Here is a 13615-nt window from a genome sequence, read left to right as displayed (position 1 = left end):
CTACGATCGAGCCGTGCCCGACTCACCGGAACAGCTGGACTACGTGTCCTTCGTGGACTACGCGATCGACCGGGTGACCGCTGGCGGCGCCGCCGTGGACCCCGTGGCGATGCGCCTGGTGCTGACCCTGCACCGGGTCACCAGCGCGCTGGTCTACGACGTGGAGTCCGGGGTGCACCGCCCACGCGGCCTGTCCTGGCCGGGGTTCCGCGTGCTGTTCGTGCTGTGGCTGGCGGGCCCGCTGGAGGCCAAGCGCGTGGCCGAACTGTCCGGCATGAGCCGCGCGGCGGTGTCCGCACTGGTCAACACCCTGGAACGGGACGGGCTGGTGTCGCGCTCCCGCGCCGAGCACGACGGGCGGGCCGTCACGCTGGCGCTGACCCCCGGCGGCATCGAGTCGATCACCGACGCCTACCTGGCGCACAACGCCCGCGAGCAGGTGTGGGCCAGCGCGCTGACCGGGCCGGAGCAGCGCACGCTGATCGGCCTGTTGCAGAAGCTGATGGACGGACCGGCCGCCGAGAGCGCGCGGCGGCGCACCTAGCGGCGCCGCCTGGTGAGCGCGAACTGGATCAGCAGCGCGGTGGCACGCGGCACCGGCGCGTACACGAAGGAGGGCCGGGAAACCAACTCCGTGCCGTCGGCGCTGACCTCGAACAGGCCGCCGGAGGAGCGGTAGCCGGGCACCTGCACACCCCGTGCCCGCAGGAAGCCCTCCACCTGCGCCCAGGGCTTCTCGTAGTCCCGGGCACCGGCCATCGTCGGCGGCATCACGAAGACGCACTTGGACAGCAAACCGTTGCGGTACAACCAGTTGATCTCCCACCGGGTCCCGGCGAAGTCCAGCGGCACGACCACGACGGTCTCCGCGTGCCTGGCCAGGGTCGTGACCCTGGACCGCCAGTTCGCCTCCGTGCACTGGAACTTGCCCGTGCCGGGGATGTCCCAGGTGTGGTCGATCATCGAGCCGAGGCCCTGCACCCCGGTGGGCAGCAACTCCCCCGGTCTGCCCGCGGCGATCAGCGGGCGGTGCGCGGGGAAGGCACTGGCCAGCACGGCCTCGAAGTCGGTCTGGATGTTGCCGACCTGCCCGTCGGCGCTCAGCACGCCCACGGCGTTGGAAGCCAACTGCCCGCTGGTGGTGAACGGGCGCAGGTACAGCGCGAACCGGTACCGGTCCGGGGTCTCGGCGATCCGCCGCGCCGCCGCGTCCCTGGCCCGCTGCCGCGCGGAGCTCTCCAACTCCATCAGCGCGAAGCACGGCTGCCCCACGAGCGCGAACCCGATCAGCGAGACGACCGAGCCGACCGCCAGGCACAGCACGGCGTAGAGCAGGTGCGCGGGCCAGCTCAGGAAGATCGTCGGCAACGCGTCCAGCGCGGTCCACCCGGCCACGACCAGGTCCGCGACCCAGCGGTAGACCTCCAGCAGGAACGGGCCCACGGGGGACATCGCGAGCAGGATGACCACGGCACGGCTGACCGCTCCGGTGTGCACCGGCCTGAGCAGCACGCAGGCGGCCACCACCCCGGCGGTGATCAACGGATGGCGGTCGAACAGCCAGCCCGCGAGCACGGCGGCGGCACAGGGCAGTGCCCAGTGGGCGAACAGGAGCAGCCTGCGCAGCACCGATGAACCATCGGCCCGGTGGGCGGTTCGTTACGGAGGTCCGCTACCGGCGTCAGCTCAGGTTGTGACGGCGCCGGGCGCTGGCCGTCGCAAAGGTGCCGAGACGCCCCAGCCCCTCAGGGCTCCTGCGGGGCCAGTCGTGCCGCCAGCGCGTCCACCCCGTCCGACAGCGCCGCGAACTGCCGCTCGCTCAGGCCGTCCACGAAGTGCCGCCGCACCAGTTCGGCGTGCCCCGGCGCGACCTCGCGCAGCTTGCGCCACCCCTCGTCGGTGAGCGCGGCGACCACCCCGCGCACGTCGCTGGGGCAGGACTTGCGCCGCACCAGGCCCGCCTTCTCCAGTTGGCCCACCTGGTAGGTCAGGCCGCTCTTGGAGGTCACCGCGACCTCGGCCAGCTCGGTCATGCGCAGCTCGCCGCCGGGCGCCGCGGAGAGCCGGACCAGCACCTCGTACTGCGGGTGCGAGAGCCCGGCCTCCTCCTTGAGCTGCTGCTCGACCAGCCTGGTGAGCACCGTCGCCGCCGTGAGGAAGCCCTGCCAGGTCCGCAACTCGCGCTCGCTCAACCACCGCATGGCGTGAGCGTACCCACTTGTTCAAATTCGAACCAACGGCTAGGGTCGAGGTAGTTCAAGTTTCAACCAATGAGGCGGGGGCCGAGCATGACCGACACCGCGACGGTGCGCACCCGGGTGCGCATCCCACTGCACTTCCCCGACGGCTACCGGGCCACGGCCGAGGCGATCACCTTCCACGGCCTCGCCGACGGCGCCGAGCACCTGGCGCTGGCGCTGGGTGAACCGGGCGGGGACGCGCCGCTGGTGCGCATGCACTCCGAGTGCCTGACCGGGGACGTGTTCGGCTCGGCGCGCTGCGACTGCGGCCCGCAGCTGCGCGAGGCGGTGGAGCTCATCAGCGAGGTCGGCGGCTACCTGCTGTACCTGCGCCAGGAGGGCCGCGGCATCGGGCTGTACAACAAGCTCGACGCCTACGCCCTACAGGACGGCGGCCTGGACACCTACGCCGCCAACACCGCCCTCGGCCTGCCCGAGGACGGCCGCGACTACACCGCCGCCGCGCAGATGCTCACCGCGCTGGGCGCCACGCGGATCACCTTGCTCACCAACAACCCCGACAAGGCCGGACAACTGCGCGCGCAGGGCGTGGACATCGCCGCCCTGCACCGCACCGGGGTGTTCGCCACCGAGACCAACCTGCACTACCTGCGGGCCAAGGTCGCCCACACCGGTCACACGATCTCGCTCGCCAGTTAGGAAATCGCCATGCGCATGCCCAGCCTCTACCTGTCACACGGAGCACCGCCGCTGGCCGACGACCCCGTCTGGCCCGGCCAGCTCGCCGCCTGGTCCGCCGAGCTGCCGCGCCCCAAGGCGGTGCTGATGGTCTCCGCCCACTGGGAGCACGCCCCCATCGCGCTCAGCGCCACCAGCACCGTGCCGCTCGTCTACGACTTCTGGGGCTTTCCCGAGCGGTACTACCAGGTCCGCTACGAGGCACCCGGCGCACCCGAGCTCGCCCGCTCCGTGCGCGCCCTGCTGTCCACTTCGGACACACCGGTCGTCGACGTGCCCGACCGCGGCCTGGACCACGGCGCCTACGTGCCGCTGGTCGAGATGTACCCCGAGGCCGACATCCCCGTGCTCCAGATGTCCATGCCCAGCCTCGATCCCGAGCAGTTGCTCAAGCTCGGCCGCACGCTGGCCCCGCTGCGCGAGGAGGGCGTGCTGATCGTCGGCAGCGGCTTCTTCACCCACAACCTGCGTGCCCTCAACCAGGACGGGCAGGTCGCCTCCGTCATGGCCGAGTTCGACGACTGGGGTGCGCGCGCACTGGGCGCCCAGGACCTCGACTCACTGCTCGACTTCGAACACAAGGCCCCGGCCGCCCGGCTGGCCCACCCCCGCACCGAACACTTCGCCCCGCTGTTCGTCACCCTGGGCGCCGCGCTGGACGAGCTGTCCACCCAGCGCACCACCATCGACGGCTTCTGGATGGGCCTGGCCAAGCGCTCGCTCCAACTGGGCTGAAGCGCCATGAAAGTGTCGTTCATGGCACTGGACGCATCGAACGGCACTTTCATGGCAACGCGGTGAGCGGGACTCGCGTGCGGCTGAGCGGGACTCGCGTGGTGGGTCAGGCGGCGCCGCCGATGCGGGCGCGGAGTTTGCGGGTCTCGCGGGGCAGGTTCCAGCCGAGCACGCCGACCACACGGCCGTGCTGGTGGTACTCGGCGGCGAACGAGCCCTCGGCGGGATCGCCCACGACCACGGTCGGCACGGAGTCCTCGGGGAACATGCCGTAGGCCTGGATCTTGACCTCGTACTGGTCGGTCCAGAAGTACGGCACCGGCGCGAAGGGTTCTCCCTTGCCCAGCAAGGTCTTCGCCGCCGCCATGCCCTGCTCGGTGGCGTTCATGCGGTGCTCGACGCGCAGCCGCACCCCCAGCTCGGGGTGCGTCCAGCTGGCGACGTCACCGGCCGCGACGACACCGGGCGCGGCGCGGCACAACGAGTCGCAGTCCACGCCGTTGCCCAGCGACAGGCCGCTGCCGGCCAGCCAGCCGGTGGCGGGCTCCGAGCCGATGGCCACGAGCACGACCTCGGCGGGCAGCGAGCTGCCGTCGGCGAGGTCCACGGCGACGACCTGGTCGCCGAGCCCGACCAGCCCGCTGACGCCGACCCCGGTGCGCACGGTCACCCCGTTGTCGGCGTGCAACTTCGCGACCAGGCCGCCGATCTTCGCCCCGAACTGCCGGATCATGGGCGCGGGCAGCGGGTCCACCAGCGTGACGGCGAGCCCCATCTGGCGGGCGACCGCTGCGGTCTCGGCGCCGAGGAAGCCCGCGCCGACGACCACGACACTGGACGCGGCGAGCAAGTCCTTGCGCAGCGCCAAGGCGTCGTCCATGGAGCGCAGCACGTGCACGCCAGCGAGGTCGTGCCCGAACGGCAGCCGCCTGGGGGTGACGCCGGTGGCGATGACGAGTCCGTCGTAGCCGATCGCGGTGCCGTCGGCGAGGCGCACGGTGCGAGCGGCCACGTCCAGGCCCGAGGCGGGCGTGCCGAGCAGCCAGTCGGCCTCCACCAGCGCGTCCTCGCGGCGCAGCGCGGTCCGCTCGGGCTCCCAGGTGCCCGCGAGCACCTGCTTGGACAGCGGCGGGCGGTCGTAGGGCAGCCGCTGCTCCGCTCCGATCATGGTGATCCTGCCGTCGTGCCCCTCACGGCGCAGCGCCTCGGCCGCGGTCAGACCCGCGGCCGAGGCACCGACGACCACCACGTGGTCCAGGTTCACGCCTCGTCCAGCTCGATGGCCAGCGCGGGGCAGATCCGCGCCGCCTGGCGCACGTCCTCGTGCAGCTCGGCGGGCGGGTACTCCTGCAACAGCACCACGATGCCGTCCTCGTCGCGCTGGTCGAACACGTCCGGCGCGGCCAGCACGCACTGCCCGGCGCCCACGCACTTGTCCTGGTCGATGACAACCTTCATCCCGGGTACCCCCTTCACCACTCGACGGGCAGCGAGTGCACGCCGTAGACGATCATGTCGTGCTTGAACTCGATCTCCTCCAGCGGCACCGCCAGGCGCAGCGTGGGGATCCGCCGGTACAACGTGCTGTACACGACCTGTAGTTCCATCCGGGCCAGCGGCTGGCCAAGGCACTGGTGGATGCCGTAGCCGAAGGCCACGTGGTGCCGGGACTGGCGGTGGATGTCCAGTTGCCCGGGGTCGCCCTCGAAGGCGCCCTGCTCGCGGTTGCCGATCTCGCCCGCGGCGATCAGGCCCTCACCGGCCCTGATCAGCTGGCCGCCGATCTCGATGTCCTCGGTGGCCACGCGCCTGCGCCCGCTGTGCACGATGTGCAGGTAGCGCAGCAACTCCTCGACCGCGTTGGCCACCAGCTTGGGGTCCTCGGTCTCGCGCAGCTCCGCCAGCTGCTCGGGGTGCTGCAACAGGGCGGTGGTGCCCAGCGCGATCATGTTGGCGGTGGTCTCGTGCCCGGCGATGAGCAGCAGCACGGCCATGTCGGCGACCTCGACGTCGGTCAGCGCGCCGGTCCGCAGCTGCTCCACGACCAGGCGGCTGAGCAGGTCGTCGGCGGGCTCGGCGTCCTTGGCGGCGACCAGCTTGATCAGGTAGTTGCGCAGCTCGTCGGAGATGGCAAGCGCTTCCTCGGCGCTCACGGTGCGGTTGAGCAGCCGTGAGCTGCAACGCTGGAAGAAGTCGTGGTCGGCGTAGGGCACGCCGAGCAGTTCGCAGATCACCAGGGAGGGCACCGGCAGCGCGAAGTCGCGCACCAGGTCGGCGGGCCGCGGCCCGGCCAGCATCTGGTCGATCAGCCCGTCCACGATCTCCTGCACGCGGGGCCGCAGCTTCTCGATGCGCTTGACCATGAAGTCCCTGGTGAGCATGCGGCGGTGCACGTCGTGCTCGGGGTTGTCCATGGTGATGAAGGCCTGCAAGTGCTGCCTGCGCGCCTTGCCGGACTCGCTGACGTGCGGGTAGCCCTCCTTGCGGACATCGGCGCTGATCCGCGGGTCGGCCAGCGCGGCGCGTTGCTCCTCGTAGCCGGTGATCAGCCACGGTGTGCTGCCGTCCCAGATGCGCACCCGGTTGACCGGGCCCTTCTCGCCCAGCTCGGTCAGCTCGGGCGACGGGTCGAAGGGACAGCCCTTGGCCCTGGTCATCGGGAAGGTGGGAATGGTGTCAGTCATGGATCCCCCAACACGAGCAGTTACCAAACGATTGTTCAGTGACTTACTGAACACATGTTAGGCATCTAGGGGGAGCGCTCGCACCGGGATGGGAGTCAGATCACACGGGTGGGTCAGGCGAAGACGAGGGAGAGGAACTCGCTCACCATCGGCTCGATGCGGTCCAGTTGCCGCTCGTCCGGAGAGGCGTGCCACAACGCGACCAGGCCGTGCGTGGCGACGAAGACCATCACGGCGGACCGCTCGGCGGGCAGCCGCAGCTTGTGCCCGGCCTGTTCACAGCGCTCGAAAGCGGCGGTCACGCCCAGGATGACCTTGCCCAGCGGGCCCTTGGGCGGCTCACCGGGCTCGCGGCGCGGACGGTTGTTCAGCATCAGCCGGTAGTGCCCGGGGCTGTCCAAGGCGAACTGGCAGTAGGCGTGCATCTGCGCGCGCACCCGGTCGACCACCTGCTCGGCGGGCAGCGCGGCGTCAGCCTCGGCCATGGCGGCGGCCAGCCGCTCGTAGTCGTACTCGATCAGGCCGTGCACCAGCGCGTTCTTGTCCGCGAAGTGCTGGTAGATGCTGGCCGGGGCGATGCCCGCGGCCCGCGCCACCCCGCGGATGGTCAGCCCCTCCTCGCCGCCGAGCTCGGACAGCAGGCGGGCCGCCGCCTCCAGGATCTCCCCGCGCAGCCGTTCGCCCTGCCCCCACGGGTTGCGGGCGCGCTGCTGCGGTGTCGGGTCCAAGGCGGTCTCACTCGGTGATCGGGGTTCCGGCCGGATGACCGTACAGGCCGGGGCCGTCAACCCGCAGGTTGTCCAGGAACTGGGTGCACTGGGCGTAGGAGGACTCGATCAGCTCGGCCGTGTGCGAGAAGTCCAGCGGGGTCACCGGCTGCACCGGCGCCCCCGGCAGGTACACGATCGGAACCTCAGCCGATGCGATGTGAGACTCCAGTACCGCTTGGTTGCGCATGCCCAGGGTAGCCCAGAACAGCAGGGTCTCCGCCAGCGAACCGGGCACGCCGGGCAGGTGGCCGGGGAAGGCGCAGTCCAGCACCACCAGCGAGCGCGCCCCCATGTCCAGGGCCTGGCGGATCGGCACGTTGGCCACCACCCCACCGTCGTAGAGCACCCGGCCCTCGTGGCGCACCGGCGGGTAGACGCCCGGGATCGCACTGCTGGCCAGGATCGCGGGCACCAGCGAGCCCGAGCGCAGCAGCACCGCGCTGCCGGTGACCGCGTCCACCGCCACCGTGCCGAAGGGCAGCCGCAGCTCGGCGAAGTTCGTCACCCCGCCGAGCCCCTTGGCCAGCACCTCGACCAGGCCCGTGTTGCGGAACAGGTGCGTGCGGGCCCGGCGCAGGGTCCGCAGCTGGGCGAGCGGTCCACCGGGGAAGACCTGAGCCCGCGTCATGCCCGCCCACAGCACGGCCAGCCGGTCCGCGGCCCGTGCGGGGTCCAGCGCGAGCAGTGAGCCGTTGACCGAGCCGACCGAGGTGCCCACGACCAGGTCGGGCAGCACACCGTGCTCGGCGAGGGCGCGCAGCATGCCCACCTGGATGGCGCCCAGGCTGCCCCCGCCGCCCAGCACGAAGCCGACCGGGCCGGGCAGGGTGATCGCGCGCTCGTCCACGGGGCGCATCGTCGCATGTGGACGGCTCAGCCGCCGCCACGCCTGCCCCGCCGGTGCCGGTTGGGCGAGGCACGGAAGTCGTGCAGCAGCTGGATGTTCACCCGGGTGAGGTACGGGTCCGGCGGCACGAGCCCACCGGGCTTGCGCTCCCCCTGCCAGTACGCGAGGTTGGCCACGCCACGGGACAGGTCCACGTGGTTCCCGCCGAGCACCGCTCGCTGCCGCCGCACGAGGTCGGCGGCCAGCCGGGCGGCCCGCGCGGGCTCGCCGCCCAGCCCGACGGCGTGCGCGTGGTGCGCCCGCAGGGCCAGTGTCCTGGGGTGGTCGGTGCCGAACTCCTCGGTGCAGTGGGAGATCACCTCCGCCAGCAGCGAGATCGCCTCGTGCACGGCCCCGGTGCGCAGGGTCAGCGCGGCCACGTTCTCCATCGCGGGCAGCCGCCACCGCGCCGGGACCTGGTCGTGCAGTCCGATCAACAGGCGCAGGGCGCGCCGCGAGTCCCCGCCGATGCCCGTCCAGTAGGCGTGCCGCAGGTAGGCGTTGGCCAGCGCGCGCACGTGGGTCCGCGGCCCGTCGGGCAGGCCGACCGCGGACAGCGTGCCCTCCACCGACCCACCAGCCGAGTCCCCGACCAGCGCGAGCACGCGTCGCAGGCGGGTCTGCACCCGGTGGGCCCGCCGGGTGGTGCGGTGCATCTCACCGAGTTGCCGTTCGGCCTGCGGTGCGACGGTGGCGATCAGGTGGCTGGCCTCGCGCAGCTGCCACGCCTCGGCCCGCCACTCCGCCAGCGCCACCCGGCAGGCCAGCACCACCGGGTCGTGCGGCCCCAACTGTTCCAGCAGGGCGTACCGCACGCCGTGCAGGATCTCCACCGCCTCATCCAGTCGGCCGCACAGCGCGAACCCGTCCGCCTGGCGCCCGGTGGTCACCAGCACGTCCACCGCGCGCTCCCCGCCGCCCGCCCGTTGGCGTTCCAGCAACTGCTGCCACAGCCAGGACGCCGTGTCCAGCTCCCCAGCGCGCTGCGCCGACCACGCCGCCGCCGTCCACATGTGCGCCTGCTCCGCGGATACCGGCTGGTCCGGCGGCAGTGTCGGCAGCACGCGGGTCGTCTCGTTCAGCCTGTCCAGTTCCTCGGCCAGCTTGCCCCAGGCGACCTGCCCGGCCCTGCCGAGCGGCGGGCTGTCCCTGGCGGTCGCGCCTGCGTGATCCCCCATGGTCGAAGTCTGGTAGAGCCCACGAACGGACACAAGGGATCTATGAGGCAATGCCACTTTTGTCACCCCCTGTGTTCGCGACTGTGAAGCGGTGACAGTTTTGTCATCCCGCGCGCACGCGGCGGTATTGATCTTGGGCCATTCGTGTCAGCACCTGGTGCGCCAGAAGGCTTTCTGCCACGTTGCCGCACGTGGCAGAAGTGAGTCGACGCCGATTCCTCGCACTGGCGGCAGCCGCCCCGATCGGGTTGCGCGGCGGTGGTGGTGCGCACGTGCCCGCGATCGTGGTCGGCTCCGGTTTCGGCGGCTCCGTGGCCGCACTGCGACTGGGCCAGGCCGGGGTGGACGTGCTGCTGCTCGAACGCGGCAAGCTGTGGCCGCACGACGACCACGCCCAGGTCTTCGGCTCCGAGAGCTCGATCGACCGGCGCATGCTCTGGTTCCAGCTGCTCGCGAACTACCCCGGGCTGCCCGCGGTGCCGATGATCCCGTACCCGGGCGTGATGCAGGTCGACGTGCAGCCGGGCATCACCGTGCTGGCCGCGTCCTGCGTGGGCGGCGGGTCGGTGGTCTACACCGGCGTGACCCTGCAACCGCCACGCCGGTACTTCGAGCGCCTGTACCCGTCCGGGCTGAGCTACACCGAACTCGACCGCGTGTACTTCCCCCGGGTGCGGGCGATGTTGTCGGCGCAGACCGTGCCGGAGGAGGTCTACAACTCGGCGCCGTTCACGCACACCCGGGTTTTCGACGCCCAGTTCGCGACGGCCGGGCTGCCGGTGGAGCGCACCCCGTCCACCTTCGACTGGCAGGTGGTGCGCCGCGAACTGGCCGGGCAGGTCCGCCCCTCGGCGATCGTCGGCGAGAGCAGCTTCGGCAACAGCAACGGCGCCAAGCACGACCTGACCCGCAACTACCTGCCCGCCGCGCTGGCGACCGGGCACGTGCGGCTGGGCGCGCTGCACGAGGTGACCTCGATCCGCCGCGAGGCCGGGCGGTACGCGCTGGCGGTCACCCGGCGCGACGAGGACGGGCTCACCGTGGAACAGCTCGAACTGACCTGCGACCGGCTCGTGCTCGCCACGGGGTCGATCAACACCACCCGGCTGCTGGTGGCCGCCCGCGACAGCGGTGCACTGCCCGGCCTGAACGAGCACGTCGGCACCAACTGGGGCAGCAACGGCGACGCCTTCGTGTTCCGGCCCTACACCGGACCGGTCGGCCCCAGCCAGGCGGCGCCCATCGTGTCCACCGCCATGGTCGACCAGGGCTACCCAGTGCCGATCCGCGCCGAGAGCGCCGCCGTGTCGCTGCCGGGGCAGCAGCCCGTGCTGCACCAGCTCAGCATCGCCGTGGACATGGACAACCGAGGGGTGTGGCGGTCCGGGCTCGGCGGCCAGGTCGGCCTGAACTGGCAGGCCAGCCAGTCAGACCCCGCGCTGAGGTCCGCGCTGGCGCTGAGCGAGCGGGTCGGCGGCACCACCGGTGTCGGGTCGGCCGCCGCCACGGCGCACCCCGTCGGCGGCTGCCCCATCGGCGCCGCCACGGACCTCGCCGGCCGCGTGCACGGCTGCCCCGGCCTGTACGTGCTGGACAGCTCGCTGATCCCCGGCAACGTGGGCGGCGCCAACCCAGCGCTGACCGTCAGCGCCCTCGCCGAGCGCGCCATGGACCAGATCGTGCAGGCGGGCGGCTGACCCCGCAGGCCCAAACCCAGCGCGTGTCGGCGCTTCCGGGACCGCGTGTCGGCGCTTGCGGGACGGTGTGTCTGCACTTGCGCCGCGAGTTCTCACATCCCGAGAAACAGCGCTCGAACCGCAAACACGCCGTACCGCAACGTCCGACACACCGCACACGCAGCGCCGACACGCGCTGACCCGCGGGGTCAGTCCTCGGTCTTGGCGGGGCGGCCGCGGCGTGGGATGCGGCCGAGGTTGCTGGGCAGGCGGCCCGCGTCGGCCAGCGCGTGGCGCAACAGGAACTCGATCTGGGCGTTGGTGCTGCGCAACTCGTCGGCGGCCCACTTGGCCAGCGCGTCGTGCACTGCGGGATCCAGTCTCAGCAGCACACCCTTGCGCTCGGCCACAGTGCGCCCTCCCCGGTTCACCTGATACTTTCAGCCTAGCATGTAGATATCACCTTTGCCGGAGACCGTTCAGCACCTGGTCGACGACCCGCTCGGTCCATCGCGCGTCGGTGACCCGCCCGGCGAGCCTGTCGGCGTAGTAGCTGCCGATCAGCGCGCTGGTCGCGGCGTCGAGGTCCACGTCGGCGGCCAGCTCGCCCCGCTCGCGGGCCTGGGCCAGCACCTCGCGGAACAGGGCACGGCGCGGTCGCACGGTGCGCTCGCGCAACAGGTCGAGCAGCTCGGGGGTGTGCGCCTCCTCGGCGAGGCAGGTGCCGATCATGGGCATGCCGTTGACCCGCTCCAGGGTCAGCCGGAACTCCTCCAGGTGCGCGACCAGGTCGGCGCGGACCTCGCCGACCTGGTGCACGGTGGTGTTCAGCCGCATGGACTCCAGCGCGGCGGTCACCAGGTCGGCCTTGGTGCGCCAGCGCAGGTGGATGGTGGCCTTGCTGACCCCGGCAGCGGCGGCCACCCCGTCCAGGGTCATCCGGGTGAACCCCTCCTTGGCCAGCAGGTCGAGCGCGGCGGCCAGGATCGCCTGGTCCTTCTCGACCGACCGGGGCCGCCCCTTGCGCTCAGCGGGCCCGCTGGACCTGGAAGTTGAAGTCGGCATGCCCGAAGGTACCCATCAGTCGCAGCCACAGGGGAAGCAGCATCTCCGTGCCGCGCGCAGCGGTGATGTCGCCCAGGTCGATGATCGACTCGGCGGCCCAGCCGAAGCTCACCAGCAGCTCGACGACGATCTTCTTGGCCTCGGCCTCGTTGCCGCAGACGAACAGGTTGTGCTCACCGGGCACGCGCCCCGGCTCGACCATCACCGAGGCGTTGAGCGTGTTGAGCCCCTTGACCACCCGCGCCTCGGGGAACTCGCGCTGCACCTGCTCGCCGAGGCTGTCGGTGTTGACCACGCTGAGCGAGACCGCGTCCCCGCCGAAGTCCAGCGGGTTGGCGATGTCCAGCAGCACCTTGCCCGCCAGCGTCCGCGCACCGGCCGCGCGCAGCACGTCCATCGCCACGGCCCCGCCGGTCGCGTTCACCACGATTTCACCGAACTCCGCGGCATCGGCGAAAGTCCCCACCGAGGCCCCGTTGCCGACCGCCGCGGCCCACTCCAGCGCACCCGGGTTGTCCGCTCCGCGTGAGCCCATCCGCACCTGGTGGCCCAGCTCGGCGAGCTTGCCGCCGACTGCCTGACCGACCATTCCCGTACCCAGCACCGCGATCCGCATGACCGCTCCCTTCTTCGGGCACAAAAACTAAACCGAACGACTCAGTTCGGCAAGTACGTGTGACTGATTCACCAAAATCCTGGTGAGGAGGTGACAGATCGGCCACGATGCGATCAGACGCGGCCAACAACCCCTGCTGTGCCGCGCCGACAATGGGGAGAACTCGTCATGAAGCGCACCCGATTAGTCGCCGCACTCGTCGGTCTGGCCACCTGTGCACTGGCCATGACCTCGATCAGCCCGGCCTCGGCGAGCCCGAGCGAGGACGATCCCGCCCTGCACTGGGCGGGATCCCAGGTGGTCAAGCACGAGGGGCACGGCGACGGCCGGGCCTTCGCGCCCGCCGCCCTCACCAACGGCCTGGACGTGAGCCACTACCAGGGCAACGTGGACTGGTCCTCGGTCGCGGCCAAGGGCGCCAAGTTCGCCTACGTCAAGGCGACCGAGGGCACCACCTACACCGACCCGACCTTCGCCCACCAGTACAACGGTTCCTACAACGCGGGCCTGATCCGCGGGGCCTACCACTTCGCACGGCCCAACGCCTCCAGCGGCGCGGCGCAGGCCGACTACTTCGTCGCGCACGGCGGCGGCTGGTCGCGGGACGGCAAGACCCTGCCGCCCATGCTGGACATCGAGTACGCGCCGAGCGGGGACACCTGCTACGGCCTGAGCCAGGCCTCGATGAGGTCCTGGATCCAGTCCTTCGTCAACGAGGTGAAGGCCAAGACCTCCCGCTACGCCACCATCTACACCACCACGAACTGGTGGACCCAGTGCACCGGCAACTGGAGCGGCCTGGGCTCGACCAACCCGCTGTTCATCGCCCGCTACGCCAGCAGCGTGGGCACACTGCCCGCGGGCTGGGGCTTCTGGACGATCTGGCAGTACGCCGACAAGGGCACCTTCCCCGGTGACCAGGACTACTTCAACGGGGCCTACGACCGGGTGCAGGCACTGGCCAACGGCTGAGCACCGGGTTCCGCGCGGGGACACCGGAAGTCGCGTCCCCGCGCGGATTCCCGTGCCGCACTACGACTGCGACGAACCAGCAGTGGCAACTGCC

General features: G+C 71.4%; 16 protein-coding genes. 5 read left to right on the top strand and 11 right to left on the bottom strand.

Translation table 11 applies throughout. The features are described from left to right. Nucleotides 1-13: 13 nt before the first annotated feature. Nucleotides 14-544, top strand: a complete 531-nt coding sequence (locus KALB_RS11225) for a MarR family winged helix-turn-helix transcriptional regulator (protein ID WP_025355817.1) — start codon at nucleotides 14-16, stop codon at nucleotides 542-544. Here KALB_RS11225 and KALB_RS11220 read toward each other — a convergent pair. Then, nucleotides 541-1629 (bottom strand): hypothetical protein, encoded by a 1089-nt coding sequence (locus KALB_RS11220; protein WP_025355816.1) that lies wholly within the window; start codon nucleotides 1627-1629, stop codon nucleotides 541-543. The genes KALB_RS11225 and KALB_RS11220 overlap by 4 nt on opposite strands. A 116-nt stretch (nucleotides 1630-1745) precedes the next feature. After that, entirely contained in the window at nucleotides 1746-2201 is a 456-nt protein-coding gene (locus KALB_RS11215; protein ID WP_025355815.1) for a MarR family winged helix-turn-helix transcriptional regulator, read from the bottom strand. A gap of 87 nt (nucleotides 2202-2288) precedes the next feature. Here KALB_RS11215 and KALB_RS11210 point away from each other — a divergent pair, with 87 nt between their 5' ends. Both KALB_RS11210 and KALB_RS11205 read left to right on the top strand, forming a co-directional pair. Further along, complete coding sequence (locus KALB_RS11210) at nucleotides 2289-2900, top strand: GTP cyclohydrolase II (RefSeq protein ID WP_025355814.1); 612 nt, start codon at nucleotides 2289-2291, stop codon at nucleotides 2898-2900. Between the two features lie 9 nt (nucleotides 2901-2909). Continuing rightward, nucleotides 2910-3674 carry a dioxygenase family protein gene (locus tag KALB_RS11205; RefSeq protein WP_201771906.1) on the top strand — a complete coding sequence of 255 codons (765 nt, stop codon included), beginning with the start codon at nucleotides 2910-2912 and terminating at the stop codon, nucleotides 3672-3674. Nucleotides 3675-3780: 106 nt separating this feature from the next. Here the strand turns inward: KALB_RS11205 and KALB_RS11200 are convergent, their stop codons facing one another. From KALB_RS11200 to KALB_RS11175, 6 genes are all read right to left on the bottom strand, one after another. Beyond that, nucleotides 3781-4938: an NAD(P)/FAD-dependent oxidoreductase gene (locus KALB_RS11200; protein ID WP_025355812.1), complete on the bottom strand. Its 1158-nt coding sequence runs from the start codon at nucleotides 4936-4938 to the stop codon at nucleotides 3781-3783. Then, complete coding sequence (locus KALB_RS11195) at nucleotides 4935-5132, bottom strand: ferredoxin (protein WP_025355811.1); 198 nt, start codon at nucleotides 5130-5132, stop codon at nucleotides 4935-4937. The genes KALB_RS11200 and KALB_RS11195 overlap by 4 nt, the downstream gene beginning before the upstream one ends. A gap of 14 nt (nucleotides 5133-5146) precedes the next feature. Beyond that, nucleotides 5147-6358 (bottom strand): cytochrome P450, encoded by a 1212-nt coding sequence (locus KALB_RS11190; RefSeq protein WP_025355810.1) that lies wholly within the window; start codon nucleotides 6356-6358, stop codon nucleotides 5147-5149. Between the two features lie 113 nt (nucleotides 6359-6471). Continuing rightward, nucleotides 6472-7086, bottom strand: a complete 615-nt coding sequence (locus KALB_RS11185; protein WP_236650224.1) for a TetR/AcrR family transcriptional regulator — start codon at nucleotides 7084-7086, stop codon at nucleotides 6472-6474. A 7-nt stretch (nucleotides 7087-7093) separates the two neighbouring features. Continuing rightward, entirely contained in the window at nucleotides 7094-7984 is an 891-nt protein-coding gene (locus KALB_RS11180; protein WP_042220322.1) for a patatin-like phospholipase family protein, read from the bottom strand. 17 nt (nucleotides 7985-8001) lie between these two features. Continuing rightward, nucleotides 8002-9192 (bottom strand): hypothetical protein, encoded by a 1191-nt coding sequence (locus tag KALB_RS11175; protein ID WP_025355807.1) that lies wholly within the window; start codon nucleotides 9190-9192, stop codon nucleotides 8002-8004. Between the two features lie 191 nt (nucleotides 9193-9383). Here KALB_RS11175 and KALB_RS11170 point away from each other — a divergent pair, with 191 nt between their 5' ends. After that, complete coding sequence (locus KALB_RS11170; RefSeq protein ID WP_081789293.1) at nucleotides 9384-10889, top strand: GMC oxidoreductase; 1506 nt, start codon at nucleotides 9384-9386, stop codon at nucleotides 10887-10889. Nucleotides 10890-11077: 188 nt separating this feature from the next. Here KALB_RS11170 and KALB_RS11165 read toward each other — a convergent pair whose 3' ends face one another. From KALB_RS11165 to KALB_RS11155, 3 genes are read right to left on the bottom strand one after another with little or no spacing between them, the layout of a single operon-like run. Further along, entirely contained in the window at nucleotides 11078-11278 is a 201-nt protein-coding gene (locus KALB_RS11165) for a type II toxin-antitoxin system antitoxin (protein WP_030111990.1), read from the bottom strand. Between the two features lie 49 nt (nucleotides 11279-11327). Beyond that, the gene (locus KALB_RS11160) at nucleotides 11328-11933 is read right to left on the bottom strand and encodes a TetR/AcrR family transcriptional regulator (protein ID WP_025355805.1); all 606 of its coding nucleotides are present in this window, start codon (nucleotides 11931-11933) and stop codon (nucleotides 11328-11330) included. After that, a complete protein-coding gene (locus KALB_RS11155) occupies nucleotides 11896-12549 on the bottom strand; it encodes an NADPH-dependent F420 reductase (RefSeq protein ID WP_025355804.1) in 654 nt (217 codons plus the stop codon). Before KALB_RS11155 ends, KALB_RS11160 begins: the two co-directional genes overlap by 38 nt. Before the next feature lie 168 nt (nucleotides 12550-12717). Here KALB_RS11155 and KALB_RS11150 point away from each other — a divergent pair, with 168 nt between their 5' ends. Continuing rightward, nucleotides 12718-13521 (top strand): lysozyme, encoded by an 804-nt coding sequence (locus KALB_RS11150; RefSeq protein ID WP_025355803.1) that lies wholly within the window; start codon nucleotides 12718-12720, stop codon nucleotides 13519-13521. Nucleotides 13522-13615: the final 94 nt, after the last annotated feature.

Origin of the sequence: Kutzneria viridogrisea DSM 43870 (assembly GCF_000525635.1) — a bacterium.
Lineage (GTDB): Bacteria > Actinomycetota > Actinomycetes > Mycobacteriales > Pseudonocardiaceae > Kutzneria > Kutzneria viridogrisea.
The sequence above is the reverse complement of the archived record's forward strand: the minus strand, read 5'-3'. Positions and strand labels throughout refer to the sequence as shown.

Coding starts and splice junctions, on each gene's coding strand:
- KALB_RS11175 (WP_025355807.1), bottom strand. CDS start 9,192: ATGGGGGATCACGCAGGCGCGACCGCCAGGGACAGCCCGCCGCTCGGC.
- KALB_RS11190 (WP_025355810.1), bottom strand. CDS start 6,358: ATGACTGACACCATTCCCACCTTCCCGATGACCAGGGCCAAGGGCTGT.
- KALB_RS11155 (WP_025355804.1), bottom strand. CDS start 12,549: ATGCGGATCGCGGTGCTGGGTACGGGAATGGTCGGTCAGGCAGTCGGC.
- KALB_RS11215 (WP_025355815.1), bottom strand. CDS start 2,201: ATGCGGTGGTTGAGCGAGCGCGAGTTGCGGACCTGGCAGGGCTTCCTC.
- KALB_RS11205 (WP_201771906.1), top strand. CDS start 2,910: ATGCGCATGCCCAGCCTCTACCTGTCACACGGAGCACCGCCGCTGGCC.
- KALB_RS11210 (WP_025355814.1), top strand. CDS start 2,289: ATGACCGACACCGCGACGGTGCGCACCCGGGTGCGCATCCCACTGCAC.
- KALB_RS11180 (WP_042220322.1), bottom strand. CDS start 7,984: ATGCGCCCCGTGGACGAGCGCGCGATCACCCTGCCCGGCCCGGTCGGC.
- KALB_RS11160 (WP_025355805.1), bottom strand. CDS start 11,933: ATGCCGACTTCAACTTCCAGGTCCAGCGGGCCCGCTGAGCGCAAGGGG.
- KALB_RS11195 (WP_025355811.1), bottom strand. CDS start 5,132: ATGAAGGTTGTCATCGACCAGGACAAGTGCGTGGGCGCCGGGCAGTGC.
- KALB_RS11150 (WP_025355803.1), top strand. CDS start 12,718: ATGAAGCGCACCCGATTAGTCGCCGCACTCGTCGGTCTGGCCACCTGT.